We start from the raw sequence: 18,964 nt of genomic DNA, 5'->3' as shown, positions 1-18,964 counted from the left end.
TTAAGGAAAAGGTGATTATATGGATTTACGTAAGGCAATCTGTGAGCTTTCAGAAACGCTCACAAGAGACAGACATGAACTTCACGAGCATCCAGAACTTTCCTTTAAAGAAGCAAAAACGACGGAATATATTGCTAAAAGACTGGAAAGCATGGGAATTCCTGTGATGCGCTATCCCTCCTATTATGGTCTAGTCGGGACCATTGCCGGCAAAGCACAGGGCAAGACCGTTCTTTTGCGGGCCGATATTGATGCCCTTCCCATAAAAGAAGCAAGCGGCGTATCCTTTGCTTCCCAAAATATAGGTGTTATGCATGCCTGCGGTCATGATGCCCATACGGCGATGCTTCTTGGCGCAGCAAAGGTACTTAAAGAGGAGTCTAAAAATTTTTTGGGGACCGTGAAGCTCCTTTTTCAGTCGGCTGAGGAATCGGGTAATGGGGCGCCCTTTTACATTAAAAACGGCATCTTAAAGGATGTCGATGCGGCTTTTGCAATCCATGTGCAGCCTGGACTGCCTCTTGGAACCATCTCTCTTGATGCAGGTCTCCGCTCCACGTCCTGCACCAACTTTAACCTGACCATTACGGGAACTTCGGCTCATGGATCAACGCCTCATCTCGGTCACGATGCAATCGTGGCCGCAAGCGCAGTGATCATGGATATCCAAACCCTTGTGAGTCGGATCAGCGATCCCTTGAATCCCCTTGTTGTGACAATCGGAAAGGTGGAGGCTGGAAAACAGTTCAATATCATCTGTGACGAGGTGAAACTGGAAGGCACCATCCGGACTTATGACCGTGACCTTTTTGAAGGGATTCCCAAAAAGTTGGAAGCCTTGGCACAAGGCACGGCGGAAGCCATGGACTGCCATGCAAAGATGGACGTTGTCACCCACGAACCACTGTGCAGCAATGATGACCCAGCGCTCCTCGACGCAGCTTCCAAAGCTGCTGTTTCCCTCTGGGGTGAGGAAGCCCTTGTCACTATGCCGGCCATGATGGCGTCTGAAGACTTTGCTTTTATCATGGATGAAGTTCCCAGCGTAATCGCCTATTTGGGGACGGGTACAGACACCGATAAGTCCCCACTTCACAGCAATACGTTCCGTATTGATGATGCGGTCCTTCCTCGCGGGGCTGGAATTTATGCCGGTTTTGCACTGAATGTATTGGGAAAGGAAGGCTGACTTATGGATGAACTGAAAAAAGACGCCCTTGCCTTGAAGGACTATATCATCAAGGAACGCCGTTATTTCCATAGCCATCCGGAACTGGGCTGTCACGAACTGGGAACGACGGCGCACATCAAAGAAGCCTTGGAGACTATTGGCGTTGAAGTGCAAACTTTCTCCGGAATGACGGGCTGTGTGGGCATCATCCGGGGCAAACAATCTGGAAAGACAGTTACGCTCCGCGCTGATATTGATGCGCTCCCCATTACGGAACATGCGAACGGAAGGGACTATGCTTCGCAGAACCCTGGGGTCATGCATGCCTGCGGACACGATGCCCATATGGCCATGCTCCTCGGTGCCGCCCGTCTCCTTGTAGAGCGGCGGGAAGAAATCTGTGGTACCGTCAAACTGCTTTTCCAGATGGGAGAGGAAATCGGCACCGAATCGCGCCATTATGTAGAAGCGGGCGCCTTGGATGATGTGGACGCCATTTTTGGTCAGCATATTTGGGCACTCCTTCCCGTTGGGACTGCCAATCTCGAAGACGGTCCCCGCATGGCGTCCAGTGACCGTTTTACCATTACGATCCATGGAAAGGCCGCGCATGGGAGCGCACCGCAAAATGGCCATGATACCATCGTCGCTGCAGCAGCCACTGTCATGGGCCTTCAGACCCTTGTAAGCCGTGTCAATGATCCGAAGAATACCTTTGTCCTTACTGTAGGAATGATGAATGGGGGGACCCAAAGCAACATCATTGCTGATAAAACGGTACTTGTGGGGACTACGAGGGCTCTTGTTAACGACTTCCGTAAAAAGATCCCCGGTCTCATTGAGAACCTTTCAAAGAATCTTGTCAAAGCCTATGGTTGTACGGCAGATTTGACCTATTTCTTTGGCCCTGATCCCCTCGATAACAGTCATCACGAGCTCAATGAAATCGGCCGGGCGGCTTATCGCTATATGCTGGGGGGCGATGCCCTTGTTCCCATGCGAAAACAGATGGGTGCAGAGGATTTTTCCGTCTACATGGCAAAGACCGCCGGCGTTTTTGGCTTCTTGGGGACCCGCAATGAAGCAAAGGGCTCTGTTTATCCTCATCATCATCCGGATTTTTGTGTTGACGAGGACTCCCTGCCCTATGGAGCTGGTGTGTACGCATATTTTGCCCTCCATTATTTGGCTGGGAAATAATAACTAAGGGACTATAAAAGCCGCAAGGGCAGCGCTAAACCGCTCTACGGGAGGGCGGTGAATTGTTCTTTAACACGGTCCGTGAATCAAATCGCTGCGACAGGAGTCTTGCGATTAGCGGTTTTGGCCCGTCGAAAAATGTTCCTCGCTAGTCGCTCGGAGGGAGACGTCGGGCTCCCCTTTTATTTCTACTCCGAGAAAAAATAGGGGGAGAGGGGATTTTGTCCACTCAGCATGCATAATTAACCACGCAGACCCGAATGAAGCAAGGATTAGGTCTTTCAATTCACACTAAGCTCCAAATGCATACACGGTTTTGAAGAAAAAGTAGTTGCACCATGCATAATCGTGGAGTAAAATGTATTTATATTCATTTCGCAAAATTGACACAGTGAGGAAAGGGATAACTATGGAAAATTTACAAGAAACCATTCAAAATAAAGTATCCTTCTACCGTGACGATATGATTACCTACTGGAAAGACCTTGTTAACTACCAAGCAGGAAGCAAGGAAGCAGAACTCATCACCGCCCTCCTACAAAAGGTGGCGGACCGTTTCACCAAGGAAGGCTTTACGGCGACAATGCTTGATACGGGCTGCGCCATCCCCATGCTGCGGGCAACCTTGGGCGATGATCGACAGGGAAAACCCATTCTTTTCTGTGGTCATGTCGATACGGTATTCCCCAGTGGGTCCTATCCTGATCAACCTTTCCGTATTGAAGACGGAAAGGTCTATGGACCGGGCTGCGCCGACATGAAGGGCGGCGTCGTGATGCTTTTATATGTCATCAAGATCCTGACGGATCTGGGATATAAGGACCATCCTTTCAAGGTCGTCCTTGTCGGCGATGAGGAAACGACCCATGTGGGATCTCGGGCCGACCAGATGCTTGCCGAAGAAGCGAAAGGTTGTCTCTGTGCCTTCAATATGGAAACGGGCCGCATGAATCACGTCCTTACCGTCGCCCGTAAGGGGTGCATGGATGTGTGGGTCAAGGTCCACGGCAAAAGCGGCCACGTCGGTAATGCCTATACGACGTCGGCAAATGCCATTGAAGCTATGGCCGGTATTATCACCAAGATGCGGGCGCTGACGGACCTTGAAAAAGGACGCATCGTCAGTACCGATGTCATTTCTGGCGGCGTGGTCTCAAACGCTGTCCCCGATTTTTGTCGCATCGAAGCGGATTGCCGTGTCGACTACAATAAGGATTTGGAAGAACTTAAAACGGCCATTCGAGCCATTTGTGAGCATCTTGACGTGCCGAACACAAGGGCGGAGGTGGAATTTCCAACAGAAATGCCTGTTTTTGAAAAAAACGAAGGAAATCTCAACCTCCTTGCTCTCTACAACGAATCTGCAGCGGAATTTGGCATTGAGCCCTTTGGTCCTTACCATCCAGGCGGCTGTTCTGACGCCTCGTACCTTGCCAAGGCAGGAATCCCCATCCTCGATTCCTTGGGCCCCGAAGGGGATCATGCCCATACCATGCAGGAATATGCCGTTCTTGACAGCCTCTTTACCCGTACAGCCATGCTGGTCCGTACCATCTTGAAACTTACGGACGTTACCCTATAAGAAAAAAGGAGAACTCACGATGAGCGAAAATCCTCAGCAGGCGGCAAAGCCCGTCCAGAACAAAAAAGTCTCGGTCCCAAGTCCTATTATGATCATTGCGGTCATCCTCGTCTTAAGTGCCATTGCTACGTATATTGTACCGGCTGGTGAATTTGTCCGCATCAAGGACGCAGCCAGCGGCCGTATGATTGTTGATCCGAACTCGTTCCATTTCATTGCCCAGAAACCAACGAAGATCCTGGATTTCTTGATGTCTATTCCAAAGGGCATCAAAGGCGCGGCCAGTATTGTTGGCTTCCTTATGATCATTGGCGGTGCCCTGAACGTCATGGCGGAAACAGGCGCCATCCACGCTTTCATGGGCCACGTTGTCAAAAAGATGGAAGGTCACGAAACGCTGATCATTCCTGTCCTTCTGCCGATTTTTATCTGCCTCAGCGCAACGGCTGGCTGCAGCGAAGAATACATTGCTTTTATTCCGCTCATGACCGCTGTGTGCTACGCTTTGGGGTTCGACTCCATTGTAGCGGCTGGTATGTTCCTCTGTGCTGTTGGCGCAGGCTATGGTGCCGGTGTGACGAATCCTTTCACGGTTGGTGTAGCGCAGAGCATTTCAGGGCTGCCCATGTTCTCAGGGATCCAGATCCGTCTTGTCATGCTTGTAACCCTCATCATTGTTACGGTGATTCCACTCTACCTTTATGCCCGTATGGTCAAGAAGCATCCGGAAAAGAGCTTCATGTATGACTATGACCAGATCTACAAGGAAAAGATGAACATCGAATCCATTATGGGTGAAACGGGCACTATGACCCGAACCCATAAGCTTGTCCTTTTTGGTTTCTGTCTTGTTGTAGCCGGTATCCTTATTGGCGTTTTGAAGTTTGATTTCTATATGGATGAAATTGCGGCTCTTTTCATTGCCCTCATCATTTACACCGGCATTGTGTCCCGCATGAATGCGAACAAGGTCGCCAATGCTTTCATCAAGGGCGTTGCCGGTATGGCGCTTCCTTGCATGATGGTCGGTATGTGCAAAGGCGTGACCATTTTGTTGGATAATGGCCATATCCTTGATACCATCATCTACTACCTAGCAAACTCCCTGAACGCCGTGCCGAAATCCATGCTTGGCATTGGGATGTTCATTGTTCAGGATATCTTCAACATGGTGGTTCCTTCCGGTTCCGGTCAGGCCGCCATCACGATGCCAATCATGGCGCCGTTGGCTGACCTCGTCGGCATTACCCGTCAGACCGCTGTCCTTGCCTTTCAAATGGGCGATGCCTTCACCAACAGTGTCACTCCTGCAAGCGGTACGACCATGACCATCCTCAGCATTGCTGGCATTCCCCTGCGCCGCTGGTGGAAATTTGCTATCCCCATGCTGGGCATTTGGTGGATTGTAGCCTTTGTGGTTCTCTTTTATGCAACGGCCGTTCAGATCGGTCCCTTCTGATTATGGAATAAAAGCCCTTTCCTGCTGTTTTGCGGCAGGGGAGGGACTTTTTCTTTTGTGCGAAAACAAGATTTTTATGCTTTTTCTTGCAGTTCACGCAAAGAACCGATAAACTAAGAGCAGATAGAAGCAAAGGAGCTCATTATGTTCAGTCAATTTTTTGCGTCCCTGCAGCAGGATGCCAAACTTTTTTTATTTTTCCCCATCCTATGCGCCCTCTTTCGGGCTATTTTCATCAAGGTCTACAGCCCGTACCCCAATTTTGCGGGGAAGGGAAAGATTCTCTGGCACACCTTTCGTTACGGTTTTTGGTGGGGCATGGACTTTAACGCCTATGTTTTCCTGATTTCCCTGGTCCTTGTGAGCCTGCCCGGCGCCTTTTTTCCTGCCTATTTTGCCCTGGGCAATACACTGCGTCTTGTGGGCGGCCTGCTTTATGCCCTTGTCCTTTATCTTGCTTTCATGGGAAAGATGCTCTACTACAGCCATTTTCATGACATCTACAACCAGACCATGAAGCTTGGCGCCCATGCGGAAAAGCACAACCTCGTTGATATTTTCTTCCATCAGGACCATGGTGCTTGGATCCTTCTTGGCATTGTGCCCTATCTGTACCTGTGCCGCCTTGCACTCTTGGCGTTTTTAGGTCTTCCCAGTCTTTCCTATCCAGCTATTGCCTCGCCTTTTCTTCGCTGCGCCTTCAATACAGTTGTTTTTCTTTTGTGTATTGCTGCGTTTTACTGGTTCCGGTATGGCGGGACCTTCTGGCATGACGATAAGCCCGAATGGGATACGATTCCGAGTCTTGTGAAAAAGGATATCTTTTTTGCCAAAGCGACCGTGGATGACCTTGTCGCCTTGGAACAGGTGATGAAGCATGACCTCAATGAAGCCTATGAGCACACGGACGAAGAGGACCTTGCCGCCATTGCGCCGCTGGTGCCGGTAAAAATGCCCCTTTCCGATTTTCCCAATCCTGTCTATGCCTTTCGCCGTGCGGCAAAGGGCGCGCGCATCACAAAACCGCGCCATATCTTCCTCCTTGTGGGGGAGACCTATCTTCAGCAGTTCTTTGACCCGGCCTTTGCCTCGCTGAACCTTGTCTCGGGCGGACGGTTTCTCAAGGATGATCCCCACACAGCCCAGCTTACGAGTGCCCTTTCAGCTGGCATCATTTCCAGGCCATCCATCGTGAGCCTCATGAGCGGCATCTTTGACGCTGGTCTTGAACTCAACGAAAAAGAAAGCTTCTGGACGAACAAACTTCCTACGGCCCTGCCACGACAGCTGAAGAAACTTGGCTATCACGCGGCCTATTGGTATGGCGGCAATGTCACATATGGAAACTTTAACCAGTTTGCTCCCAGCTGCGGCTTTGACGAAGTGGAAACGGCAACGGATTTTTGCGGCCCTGACGCGCCAAAGACCTGGGTCGGCGTCTATGACAACCTCTTTCTGGAAAAAGCAGCGGACATGATTCTTTCCGGGGACGAAGAGCGCGGGGAATATCAGTTCCATTTCCTTTATACGACAAGTTATCACGGGCCCTTCAAGATTCCTCTTGAAAAATATGGCTATGATACGGAGCGTGTCATGCCGGATGCTCCGGAAGACATCAAAAACAGCAAGAGTTTGCAAAAGAATCTCGGGACCTTCTGGTTCTCAGACCAGGCGATTGGAAAGTTCCTGCGCACCATGAAGGAAGCCTATCCAGACAGTCTTTTCATCGTGACAGGCGACCATTCCTATGACATGAGTGCCGTCCTTGGGAAAACAAGCCTCATGAAACGAGACGCGAACCTGCGGGAACGCCATAGTCCGGTTCTATTCTTCCATCATCCTGAAATCGACCAGTCCCTTTTCGGGGAAAATACCATTGGCGGTCATATGAATATCCTGCCGACGATTTTTGAACTCATTGCGCCAAAGGACTTTACGTACTATTCCCTTATGACGAGCCTCATGGATCCCATCGACCATGTCGTGTCGCCTTACCACTGGCTGCGAAAGGATGCTTACGGGACCTACAGCAACGACTTTTATCAGCCCTTAGGGGACGGCTTTGGACCGCAGGCTCTTCGGGAAGGCCCTCAGCCGTACCGTGAGGAAAGGGAAGGGTATATGGATCTTACGGGGTACCTTGTGCGCCATCCGGAACTTTTAGGAAAGGAAGAATAGTCATGGGCAGCATAACCTGCATCATCCTCACTAAAAATGAAGAAAAAAATCTTCCCAGCGCCCTTCAAAATGCTGCGTCCTGGGCCGATGAGATTCTTGTCGTTGACTCTGGAAGTGACGATGGGACCGTGGAAATCGCAAAAAAAAGCGGTGCTTCTGTGATTTACCGGGCTTGGGACGGGGACTTTGCCGCCCAGCGTAATTTTGCCCTGACGGGTGCCCATGGTGACTGGGTACTTTATCTTGATGCCGACGAACGGCTTACAGCAGGGGCCATCCAAAAGGTCCTTGCCATCAAAAAGGGAGCGCCCAACCACCATTACTCCTTCCGCAGGGAAAATATTGCCTTCGGTCATCATTTCCATCATGGGGCGTTCGGACCGGATCGGGTCGTGCGCCTTTTCCCAAAAGCGGCGGTCCACTGGGAGGGAAAGGTCCACGAACACGCCGTTTGCACCGTGCCTCTTGAGGCCCTTTCAGAAAGGATGGACCATTATACCTATGCGGCCTTTGCCGATTGGTGGCGCAAAGCCGGCCAGTACACGACCATTTGGGCCGATGATGCCTACGCCCGAGGAAAAAGGGCAAGCTATGGAAAAGCAGCCAGCCATGCCCTTTTGGGCATGCTTAAGGTCTATCTTCTCCAAGGAGGATTTCTTGAAGGAAGTATGGGCATCATTGCCACACTCCAGCACGGTATCTATACGGCCATAAAATATGCAAAACTGGCGGAAAAAAATAATTGAAGAAGTGATAATTCCCTCAAATTGGGGTTCCCTGTTTGAGGGATTTTTTATATTTCAAAAATAGAGGCTTATTTTACAGGTTCTTTCTTACGTGGATAAAAAGCCATCAAATGATTCATTGTAAGTTTCTTTAGTGTGGACAGCTTGTTCTTCAGATGCGGACTTTTTTCTTAACAAAAAAGGTTCCTAACTGCGACTTATCCTTTATTCCTTCACCGGTTGGTTTCATTCATAGGCCTGTTTAAAAAAATTTCAAGTTGATTTGTGATGGCTGGATAACACGATATTGCGATGCTTTCTTCAAAAATGGTTCACTTTTTTTATATTTCGAATAATACGATGAAAATGTTACAGTGAACGTTCGGGATTGTCCTTAATATAAAGACAATAGCGAAAAGTCCTTATTTTCTGTCTTTTATGGAAGAACAAATCTTGTTATAATACGTGTAACAAATGTTGCACTTTAAACCAATTAGGGGGTATCGAAATGAGCAGCAACACAAATTCAAAAAACAAAGCCATGACTTGGCAAGCTCTGTGCCTAATGGCCTACACGGTCGTGTGGGGATTTGGCAATACGGTCAATGGCTTTGCCAACCAAGGTCTGAAAGTCGTCGTTTCCTGGATGATTCTCTTCCTCTTCTACTTCATTCCGTACACGTTGATGGTGGGGGAAATGGGCGCGACCTTTGAAAATGGTGCTGGCGGTGTCAGCTCCTGGATCAAAGAAACCATGAGTTCCAAATTGGCCTTCTTTGCTGGCTGGACCTTCTGGGTAGTCAATATTCCTTATCTAGCCCAGAAACCGCAGAATATCCTTATTGCTATGGGGTGGGCCATTTTCCAGAATGACCAACTGACAACCATGATTTCGCCTATGATGCTTCAGCTTATCAGCCTTGGCATTTTCATGTTCTTCATGTGGTATGCCGCTCAGGGTGTATCGGCTTTGAAGCGCATTGGTTCCATTGCCGGTTCCTTTATGTTTATCATGAGCATCCTTTATGTGCTTCTCGTTCTCGCTGCGCCTTACATCACGGAAGCAAAGACCTTCTCCTACAGCCTCAGCTGGGATACGTTCATGCCGAACTTCAACTTTGAATACATGACGACCCTCAGCATCCTCGTCTTTGCTGTCGGTGGCTGTGAACGCATTGCACCGTATGTCACGAACCTCCAGAATCCGGATAAGGAGTTCCCGCGTGCCATGATTGTCATGACCGCAATGGTGGCTGTTACGGCTGTTCTTGGTACCTTTGCCATGGGTCTTATGTTTGACCCCAACAATGTGCCGAAGGACCTGATGATGAATGGAGCTTACTACTGCTTCGCCAAGCTCGGCGCTTATTATGGCGTGGGCCGCGCTTTCGTCATCCTCTATGCTATTTGCCAGTTCTTTGGCCAGGCAGCAACCCTTGCCATCTCCATTGACGCACCCATCAAGTTCCTCTTAAGTGATGTTGATCCGAAATTCGTACCTCATTCCTTCACGAAGATCAACGAAAAGGGCATCCCTGTGAGCGGTTACAAACTGACGGGCATCCTTGTCAGCATTCTTATCATCGTACCGGCCCTTGGCATTGGCGACATGACAACGCTCTACATCTGGCTCCTGCGCCTGAATGCCATCTGCATGCCGCTGTCCTACCTGTGGGTCTTCCTGGCTTATATGGCGCTCAAACGGGCGAAAAAGGCTTACAGCTCTTCCTACTACCTTACAAAGAGCAAAGGCACCGGCTTTATGATTGGTTTCTGGTGCTTTGCCCTGACGACCTTTGCTTCGCTCATGGGTATGGTTCCTTACGGTGTAGAAATGTATTCTTCCACCTGGTGGTTCCAGATGATCATGAACGTCGTAACGCCGGTCATCCTTCTTGGTATCGGCCTTATTTTCCCTATCCTTGCACGCCGCGAACGGGAAAGATTGGGCGAGACGGCATAACCTTAATAATTTAATCGGCGTGGACATCGCTCCGATTTGATGGAAAACATGAGCCCATTGCTTCAGAAACATATCCGAAGCAATGGGCTCATGGCATATTGGAAGAAGGAACGTACTGCGATTGGGAAAAACGTAAAAGGGGCCATCATGCTGTCATGACTCTTCGGCGCTGGCTGTCGAGCTAAAAGATAAAAAGGCAGCTGTGATGCTGCAGGGACATGTTTCCAGGTGAATGTAATTCCGACCCATCCCCCGCAGGGGGGCGGTTTGGGTCCGTGTCTCACGGTCTTTTAGCATCACATCTCGACCGCCTTTTTCCACCGCTGCCTTGACAATCTTTCCCAATTTTGCTATATTGTTCGGAGCGCAATGAGGGGGTTGGCATCCCTGAGCGACTGTACCACAAGAGAGGCTGCCTTGGCAGCAAACAGGGTGGAACCGCGGAAGTCACTCCCGTCCCTGTAATGTAGATGATTCTCGTCTATATTGCAGAGACGGGAGTTTTTGTTTAGGAGGAGAAAACCATGAATTTCCAAGACATCATTTCGGCGCTGAGTGCCTATTGGGGGCGTCAGCAATGCATCAACTTCCATCCTTATGACGTAGAAAAAGGAGCTGGGACCATGAACCCGGCAACTTTCCTTCGCGTCTTGGGACCGGAGCCGTGGAACGTATGCTATGTGGAACCGTCCCGCCGCCCGGCTGACGGACGTTATGGCGATAACCCTAACCGCCTTTATCAGCATCATCAGTTCCAGGTCATCATGAAACCGTCTCCGGATAACATTCAGGAACTGTATCTTGAAAGCCTGCGCGAACTAGGGATCCATCCCGAAGAACACGATATCCGTTTTGTTGAAGACAATTGGGAATCGCCGACCCTGGGTGCCTGGGGCATGGGCTGGGAGGTCTGGCTCGACGGGATGGAAGTGACGCAGTTCACCTACTTCCAACAAGTTGGCAGCCTTGATATCAAACCTGTTGCCGTTGAAATCACGTACGGCCTCGAACGCCTTGCCATGTATATCCAAGGTGTGGAAAATGTCTACGACATCAAATGGGTGGGCGATGTGACCTACGGCGATGTGTATCACACAAACGAGGTGGAACAGTCCTGCTACAGCTTTGATATTGCCGATACGGATCTGCTCTTTGACCTCTTTGATAAATATGAAAAGGAAGCCAAAAGGGTCCTGTTAACGGGGAACATCCATCCAGCTTATGATTATGTGCTCAAGTGCTCCCATACGTTCAACCTTTTGGACGCCCGAGGTGCCATCAGCGTTGACGAACGGACCAACTACATCGGCCGTGTCCGCGCCCTGGCCCGCCTGTGCGCCGCGGCGTATGTGGAACAGCGTGAAAAGATGGGATTTCCTATGCTGAAGAGAGGGAACAACTAATGGCTACGTTATTATATGAAATCGGAACGGAAGAAATGCCGGCCCAATACATGCCGGGTATCTTGAAAAACTATAAGGAACTGGCAGAAACAAAACTCAAGGAAGCCCGTATTCCTTTTGAAAAAGTCAGCGTCTACGGAACGCCGCGCCGCATGGCCTTTGTGGCTGAAGGCATTGCTGACCGTCAGGAAGATATGACGGCAGAGAGCAAAGGTCCATCCCTCAAGATTGCCTTTGACGCAGACGGCAACCCGACGAAAGCCGTCCAGGGCTTTGCCCGCGGTCAGGGTGTGGAAGTCTCTGCCCTTGAAAAACGGGATGGTTACGTTTATGCCATCAAACACACAAAGGGCGGTGAAACCAAGGTACTGCTGCCTGCCTTGTTGGATGATATTCTCCACAGCCTGTCCTTCCCAAAGACCATGCGCTGGGCCGACTATGACTTCGGGTTTGTCCGTCCTTTCCACTGGATGGTGGCCCTTCTTGACAGTGAAGTCATTCCTGTTGAAGCAAACGATGTCAAAAGCGGCAATGTGACCCGCGGCCATCGCTTCCTGGGCAGTCAGACCATTACGATTCCTTCGGCCGAGGCTTATGTAAAAACCCTCGAAGAAAACTTCATCATTGTCGACGTGGAAAAACGCCGTGCCCTCATCCGGGAACAGATTGAAGCGTTGGGCAAAAAAGCCGGCGGCCATACGGCCATTTCTGAAGACCTGCTCGATGAAGTCACTTATCTTGTCGAATATCCGACGGCCCTTTGCGGTTCCATTGATGATAAGTACCTGAAGCTCCCGAAAGAAGCTGTCATTACTCCCATGCGCGACCATCAGCGCTACTTCCCTGTCCTTGATGACAGCGGCAAGCTTTTGCCTTATTTCATTACGGTCCGCAACGGCAACAGTGAACATCTTGACATCGTGACCCACGGCAACGAACGCGTCCTTCGTGCCCGTCTTGACGACGCGGTCTTCTTCTTTGAAAACGACCGGAAAAAGAGCCTTGAAGCACATCGGGAGGCCCTGCATGATGTAGCCTTCCAGCGCGGCATGGGGAATATGTATGAAAAGACGGAACGCCTCGAAGCCCTTACGAGCTGCCTCCTCAAGGAATCGGGCGTTGCCGCTGATGAAAAGGCTCTTGTTCGCGCAGCCCGCCTCAGCAAGGCCGATCTTGTGACCGGCATGGTTACGGAATTTACGGAACTGCAGGGCACCATGGGCCGTGAATATGCCCTTCTTGACGGCGAAGGCGATACGGTCTCGACGGCTATTGGAGAGCAGTACATGCCGCGCTTTGCCGGCGATGAACTGCCTCAGACGAATGAAGGCCGTCTCCTTGCCATTGCCGATAAACTGGATAATATCACAGCAACCTTCAGCCGCGGGGAAGCTCCAACCGGTTCCCAGGATCCCTATGCCCTGCGCCGCCAGGCCCTGGGTATCCTCAATATCGTCACCGATGGAAACATCCACTTTGCCCTTACAAGCGCCATCAAGGAAACCTTGAGCCGCCTGCCCAAAACGAATCAAAGTGAAGACAAACTTGTGGCTGATATTGTTGAATTCTTCGCCCAGCGTTCCAAGAACATGATGCTTGACCGCGGCGTTCGGTACGATATCGTCGATGCCGTCCTTGGTGCTGAAGGCCGGGATGACCTGTGCGACGCTTTTGCTGCCGCTGATGCCCTGACGGCCTATCTCGGTACGGATAAGGCGCCAGAAACGCTTCAGGCCTTTACCCGCGTGGAAAATATTACCAAGAAAAGTCGCGTTGACGCACCTGTTTCCGAGGCCCTTTTGAGAGAAGACGCTGAAAAAGCCCTCTTTGAAGCTGTGGAAAAGGCTGCTGAAAACGTACATGGAATGCTTCTTTCCCGTGATTTTGCCGGCGTCCTTACCGCTTGCGACAGCCTTTCTGCACCCATCAACCATTTCTTTGATGACGTCATGGTCATGGATAAGGATGAAGCCGTAAAGCAAAACCGCCTTGCCCTTTTGACAAAGATCCGCAGTCTCATTGGCTGTGTGGGTGATGTCTCTCTTCTTGTCATGAAATAAAAACGTCATACTAAAAAGCCGGAAGATCCGATGTTAATAGGTTCTTCCGGCTTTTTGCATGCTGACGTCATGGTTAGAGATTGGCGTTTACTTCGTCGTATTTATGATCCTTCTTAAAAAGGCTCACGGCGTAGGAACACATGGGCAGGATCTTGACGCGGCTGTCCCGGGCTCCCATGACAACAGCGTCCACGAGACGGCGGGCCAGGCCTCTTCCTCCATAGGCGGGATCGACGACGGTGTGTTCAATGACCCAGACATCTCCATCAAGGGTGTAAGAACAGTACCCTACTTCTTGGTCTCCATCGTAAGCTGCGGAACGGTTATTATTTTCTTCAAAGCGTACACTGATGCAATCGTCCATGCCGTACTCCTTTCCTTGTCTAACGTTTCTAAGTGTTTTACGGCTTAGGATATTTTACACTATTTCCTCTTATTTGGATAGAGGCAAGGTATGAAAAAAGAGCTGCCGCCCCATATGGCGGGGAGCAGCCCAGAAACTGTTTTAGAGATTTTTGAAGACGGACAAAAGGTCTTCCTTGAGGTCTTCTACATCTTCAAGACCTACGGAAAAGCGCAGAAGCGTATCCGTAATTCCCTTTTCTTTTGCTTCTTCCGGCGTCAAGTCCGCGTGAGTCTGGGTGCGGGGATAGGTCATGAGGCTTTCGGCACCGCCCAAACTTTCAGCAAACTGGATGAGGGAAATCCCTTCAAGGATTTTCTTGGCCCGCTCCGGTGTATCAACATAAAACGAAATCATGCCGCCAAACCCGGTGGCCTGTTTTTTCTGGATCTCATACCCCGGATGTTCGGGAAGGCCTGGATAGAGGACCTTTTGCACATAGGGCTGGGTCTTTAGGAAAGCAGCCAGCGTTTCCGCATTTTTCTCGTGCTGGCGCATACGCAGGGGGAGGGTGCGGAGGCTGCGCAACATGAGCCAGGCGTCAAAAACGCTCAGGCAGGCGCCTGTCGTTTTGTAGATGGAACGAAGTTTTTCCGCGATGGATTTTTCCCGGCTGATTACAAAGCCTGCGAGGATATCGTTGTGACCGGCCAGGTACTTCGTCCCGCTGTGCAGGACAATATCGCAGCCAAGTTCCAGAGGACGTTGGAAATATGGGGTGAGGAACGTATTGTCAACGATGACCAGAAGACCCTTTTTGTGGGCAAGTTCTGCCAGGGCGCGCAGGTCGGTGATTTCCATGGTGGGATTTGTCGGTGTTTCCAGATAGATGGCCTTTGTTTTAGGTGTAATGGCTCTTTCCACGGCTTCAAGGTCGCTTGTATGGACGGCGGAAAAGGTTAGACCGTACGGTTCGTAGACGGAACGGAAGAGACGGAAGGAGCCGCCATAAAGATCAAAACCTGTAAGGATATGGTCTCCGGATACAAAAAGACGCATCACCGCATCAATGGCAGCCATACCGGACGAAAAGGCGAGGGAATCGACGCCGCTTTCAAGGGCGGACATGACTTTTTCCAAACGGGCATGGGTGGGATTGGATTCCCGGGTGTAGTTGAAGCCTGTTGACTCTCCTACATGAGGATGGGAAAAGGTGGACGTACAGTAAATCGCCGGTGAAACGGCACCCGTTGCATCGTTGGGCCCGTCTCCATGGATACAGGTTGTTTGAAACTTCATGGAAACCCCTCCTAAAACATAGAAAATTGATAGGATTAAAAAGCATAAAAGAAATCACATCAATGATTTTCTACTACTTTACGATGAAAAAAAGCGGCTGTCAATAGAAAGGCCCATGATTGATTGGAAGACAGCCTCTTCTTTCAGTATAAGAAAATGCGCGAGGCGTTTTTGATCGGGCCTGAGGGAAGTTCTCTGCCGATTGAGTGAGGATAAAGGCGGGGCGGGGGATGTTCACACGTCCTTTCATGTGATATAATCATTAGATGTTAAAAGTATAGACAGGCGGTGAGACCATGAGTATTACAGCGAAAGATGTCAAACATATCGCAACTCTGTCGAGACTCAATGTGCCGGCAGATGAGCTGGAAAAATTCGAGGACCAGTTCAACCAGATCCTCAATTATGCGGAAATCCTGAAACAAGTCGATACGACGGGAATTGAACCTTCTCCTTATGTCCTTCCGACGAGCAATGTCTTCCGTGAAGATGTGCCCCAAGAAGGGCTCTCCCACGAGGACGCCATGAAAAATGCACCGGAAGAACATGATGGCGGCTTTAAGGTACCCCGCGTCATCGAATAAGAGGAGGAAGCACTGTGACGTTATATAATGAAACTGTTCACGATCTCCATGAGAAGCTGACCAAAAAAGAAATCAGCTCCGTGGAACTGACCGAAAAAGTCTTTGACCGCATTGACAAAGTCGAAGACAGTGTCAAGGCATACATTACCTTGGATAAAGAAGGGGCCCTGAAGAAAGCTCGCGAAGTCGACCAGAAGATTGCCGCGGGTGAGGCCATAAAGCCGCTGACGGGGATTCCCGGCGCCATCAAGGACAATATCAGCCTCAAAGGTATGCGCCTGACGTGTGCTTCAAAGATCCTGGAAAACTTCCAGCCCGTCTACGATGCCCACGTCATTGAAAATCTCCGTAGGGATGATACGGTCTTTATCGGTAAGACCAACATGGATGAATTTGCCATGGGTTCCACGACGGAAACAAGTTATTTCAAGGCCACGTCGAACCCTTGGGATCTTACCCGCGTACCGGGCGGTTCTTCCGGCGGCAGTGCCGCTGCTATCGCAGCCGGCGAAGCTATTTGGTCCCTGGGCAGTGATACGGGCGGATCCATCCGTCAGCCTGCTTCCTTTAATGGCTGTGTCGGAATCAAACCGACCTATGGCCGTGTCTCCCGTTATGGCTGCATTGCCTTTGCTTCTTCCCTTGACCAGATTGGGCCCATCACGAAGGATGTGACCGATGCGGCGATTGTCCTCAACACAATCTGCGGCGTAGACGCCCATGATTCGACTAGTGCAAATGTCCCTGTGCCCGACTTCACGAAAGCCTTGAAACAGGACGTAAAGGACATGGTCATCGGCCTTCCGAAGGAGTTTTTTGGTAAGGGGACCGATCCCAAAGTCGCTGAACAGATCAAATTGACGGCGAAAAAATATGAGGAGCTGGGCGCAAAAGTCGTCGAAGTTTCCCTGCCTCATACGGAATATGCCGTCATTACGTACTACATCATCGCACCGGCAGAAGCGTCGGCCAATCTTGGCCGTTTTGACGGTGTTCGTTACGGCTTCCGTGACCTTTCTGCCAAATCGGCCCCGGAAATGATGGCCGCCACCCGTACGGAAGGCTTTGGCGAGGAAGTGCGCCGCCGCATCATGCTTGGGACCTACGTCTTAAGCTCTGGTTATTACGACGCTTACTACAACAAAGCCATGCAGGTCCGTACCCTCATCCGTCAGGACTACCAGAAGGCCTTTGAGACCTGTGACCTCCTGCTTACCCCGACGAGCCCGGTCGTGGCCTACTCACTCGATGCCAAGATGGATCCCCTGACGGTCTATATGCTTGATGTGACGACCATTCCTGTCAACATGGCCGGCCTGCCCGGTATGTCCATCCCCTGCGGATTTGTGGATGGCATGCCCGTTGGTGCCCAGCTCATCGGCAAACCGCTTGGCGAGGAAACCCTGCTGCGCGCCGCTTACACCTTTGAACAGGCTACGGAATTCCACAAAGCCGTGGCGCCCCTGGGAGGTAAGAAATAATGACTGAATATACTACTGTAATTGGTCTTGAAGTCCATGCCGAACTAAAGACGAAGACCAAAGCTTTCTGCTCCTGCTCCACTGCCTTTGGCAGCGAACCGAACACCCATGTCTGCCCTGTGTGCCTTGGTATGCCTGGCGCCCTGCCGGTCATGAACAAGCAAATGGTTGAATTTGCCCTGCGGTTTGCCCTGGCTGTCAATTGTGATATCCAGCACTACAGCAAGTTTGACCGGAAAAACTATTACTATCCAGATCTTGCCAAAGCCTACCAGATTTCCCAGTTCTATCAGCCTATCGCCTTGGGCGGTCATGTTGATGTCAACGTAAATGGTGAAACCAAGCGCATTGGCATTACGAGAATTCATATGGAAGAAGATGCTGGTAAGCTCGTCCATTCCGGTGCCACCATTTCAACGAGCGACTCTTCCGCCGTTGACTATAACCGTGCCGGTGTGCCCCTTATCGAAATCGTTTCCGAACCGGATATGAGAAGTGCGGCAGAAGCCCGTGCTTATATGGAAAAACTCCGTTCCTACCTGCAGTACACGGAAGTCTGCGATGGAAAAATGGAAGAAGGATCCATGCGCTGCGATGCCAATATCTCCATCATGCCTGTAGGCAGCAAGGAATATGGCACCCGTGCAGAAATCAAGAACCTGAACTCCTTCAAAGCCTTGGAACGGGCCATTGAGTATGAAGTCCAGCGTCAGAAAGAGATACTCGAAGACGGCGGGCACGTCGTCCAGGAAACCCGTACGTGGGATGATGCCCAGGGCATGACCTTCTCCATGCGTTCCAAGGAAGAGGCTCATGACTATCGCTATTTCCCGGAACCGGATCTTGCGCCCATCATCATTGATGACGCGTGGATCGAAAAGGCCAAGAGCGAACTGCCTGAACTCCCTGATGCGAAGAAAGACCGCCTCATGAAGGAAAAAGGCCTCGATGAATACAATGCTGAACTCATTGTATCGGACAAGAAATTTGCCGCTTACTTTGATGAAGCTGCTAAATCAACGGAAGACGCCAAGAGTGTCGCCAACTGGATGCTCGGTGACGTATCGGCTTATCTTAATGCCAATAGCGTGACCATTGGCGAATTCCCCGTTTCCCCGACCCATCTTGGGGAAATGGTCAACCTCATCAATAAAGGCGTCCTTTCGAGCAAGCTTGCCAAGAAAGTCTTTGCGGAAATGCTCAAGACCGACAAAGCTCCGGCTGCCCTTGTTAAGGAACTGGGCCTTGAACAGGTGAGCGACGCTGGCGCTATCCAAGCCATGGTCGACGAAGTCCTTGCTGCCAATCCGCAGTCTGTTGCGGATATCAAAGCGGGTAAGGATAAAGCCATTGGCTTCCTTGTAGGACAGATCATGAAAAAATCCCGCGGCAAAGCTAACCCGGGCATGGTCAACCAGATGATCAAGAAGAGCATTCTCGGCTAAGAAAAATGAAAGGAACGGCATCCCAAGCAATTGGGATGCCGTTTTTGTATTTTTGTGATGGACAGTCTCAA

14 protein-coding genes are annotated in these 18,964 nt (G+C 50.5%); 12 read left to right on the top strand and 2 right to left on the bottom strand.

Going from position 1 to position 18,964, the window contains the following annotated elements:
• Positions 1-19: 19 nt before the first annotated feature.
• From HMPREF1246_RS07360 to glyS, 9 genes are all read left to right on the top strand, one after another.
• Positions 20-1,189 carry a M20 family metallopeptidase gene (locus tag HMPREF1246_RS07360; protein ID WP_021737145.1) on the top strand — a complete coding sequence of 390 codons (1,170 nt, stop codon included), beginning with the start codon at positions 20-22 and terminating at the stop codon, positions 1,187-1,189.
• Between the two features lie 3 nt (positions 1,190-1,192).
• Positions 1,193-2,371, top strand: a complete 1,179-nt coding sequence (locus HMPREF1246_RS07355) for a M20 family metallopeptidase (protein ID WP_021737129.1) — start codon at positions 1,193-1,195, stop codon at positions 2,369-2,371.
• A 409-nt stretch (positions 2,372-2,780) separates the two neighbouring features.
• Entirely contained in the window at positions 2,781-3,953 is a 1,173-nt protein-coding gene (locus tag HMPREF1246_RS07350; protein WP_021737130.1) for a M20 family metallopeptidase, read from the top strand.
• Between the two features lie 19 nt (positions 3,954-3,972).
• Complete coding sequence (locus HMPREF1246_RS07345) at positions 3,973-5,412, top strand: YfcC family protein (RefSeq protein ID WP_009015391.1); 1,440 nt, start codon at positions 3,973-3,975, stop codon at positions 5,410-5,412.
• 144 nt (positions 5,413-5,556) lie between these two features.
• A complete protein-coding gene (locus tag HMPREF1246_RS07340; RefSeq protein WP_009014977.1) occupies positions 5,557-7,590 on the top strand; it encodes an LTA synthase family protein in 2,034 nt (677 codons plus the stop codon).
• A 2-nt stretch (positions 7,591-7,592) separates the two neighbouring features.
• Positions 7,593-8,336, top strand: a complete 744-nt coding sequence (locus HMPREF1246_RS07335; RefSeq protein ID WP_009014976.1) for a glycosyltransferase family 2 protein — start codon at positions 7,593-7,595, stop codon at positions 8,334-8,336.
• Positions 8,337-8,823: 487 nt separating this feature from the next.
• On the top strand, positions 8,824-10,278 hold the full coding sequence (locus HMPREF1246_RS07330) for an amino acid permease (protein ID WP_009014975.1): 1,455 nt from the start codon (positions 8,824-8,826) through the stop codon (positions 10,276-10,278).
• Positions 10,279-10,802: 524 nt separating this feature from the next.
• Positions 10,803-11,681: a glycine--tRNA ligase subunit alpha gene (glyQ, locus tag HMPREF1246_RS07325; RefSeq protein WP_021737128.1), complete on the top strand. Its 879-nt coding sequence runs from the start codon at positions 10,803-10,805 to the stop codon at positions 11,679-11,681.
• Positions 11,681-13,741 carry a glycine--tRNA ligase subunit beta gene (gene glyS, locus HMPREF1246_RS07320; protein ID WP_009014973.1) on the top strand — a complete coding sequence of 687 codons (2,061 nt, stop codon included), beginning with the start codon at positions 11,681-11,683 and terminating at the stop codon, positions 13,739-13,741. Before glyQ ends, glyS begins: the two co-directional genes overlap by 1 nt.
• Positions 13,742-13,814: 73 nt before the next feature.
• Here the strand turns inward: glyS and HMPREF1246_RS07315 are convergent, their stop codons facing one another.
• Together HMPREF1246_RS07315 and HMPREF1246_RS07310 are read right to left on the bottom strand one after the other, a co-directional pair.
• Positions 13,815-14,105, bottom strand: a complete 291-nt coding sequence (locus HMPREF1246_RS07315) for a GNAT family N-acetyltransferase (RefSeq protein WP_009014972.1) — start codon at positions 14,103-14,105, stop codon at positions 13,815-13,817.
• Positions 14,106-14,246: 141 nt separating this feature from the next.
• Entirely contained in the window at positions 14,247-15,383 is a 1,137-nt protein-coding gene (locus HMPREF1246_RS07310; RefSeq protein WP_009014971.1) for a PLP-dependent aspartate aminotransferase family protein, read from the bottom strand.
• 296 nt (positions 15,384-15,679) lie between these two features.
• Here HMPREF1246_RS07310 and gatC point away from each other — a divergent pair, with 296 nt between their 5' ends.
• From gatC to gatB, 3 genes are read left to right on the top strand one after another with little or no spacing between them, the layout of a single operon-like run.
• Positions 15,680-15,967: an Asp-tRNA(Asn)/Glu-tRNA(Gln) amidotransferase subunit GatC gene (gene gatC, locus HMPREF1246_RS07305; protein WP_009014970.1), complete on the top strand. Its 288-nt coding sequence runs from the start codon at positions 15,680-15,682 to the stop codon at positions 15,965-15,967.
• Positions 15,968-15,981: 14 nt separating this feature from the next.
• Complete coding sequence (gatA, locus tag HMPREF1246_RS07300; protein ID WP_021737139.1) at positions 15,982-17,448, top strand: Asp-tRNA(Asn)/Glu-tRNA(Gln) amidotransferase subunit GatA; 1,467 nt, start codon at positions 15,982-15,984, stop codon at positions 17,446-17,448.
• Entirely contained in the window at positions 17,448-18,893 is a 1,446-nt protein-coding gene (gene gatB / locus HMPREF1246_RS07295) for an Asp-tRNA(Asn)/Glu-tRNA(Gln) amidotransferase subunit GatB (protein ID WP_009014968.1), read from the top strand. The genes gatA and gatB overlap by 1 nt, the downstream gene beginning before the upstream one ends.
• Positions 18,894-18,964 lie beyond the last annotated feature (71 nt).

The sequence above is a fragment of the Acidaminococcus sp. BV3L6 genome, from assembly GCF_000468835.1.
Lineage (GTDB): Bacteria > Bacillota > Negativicutes > Acidaminococcales > Acidaminococcaceae > Acidaminococcus > Acidaminococcus intestini.
The sequence above is the reverse complement of the archived record's forward strand: the minus strand, read 5'-3'. Positions and strand labels throughout refer to the sequence as shown.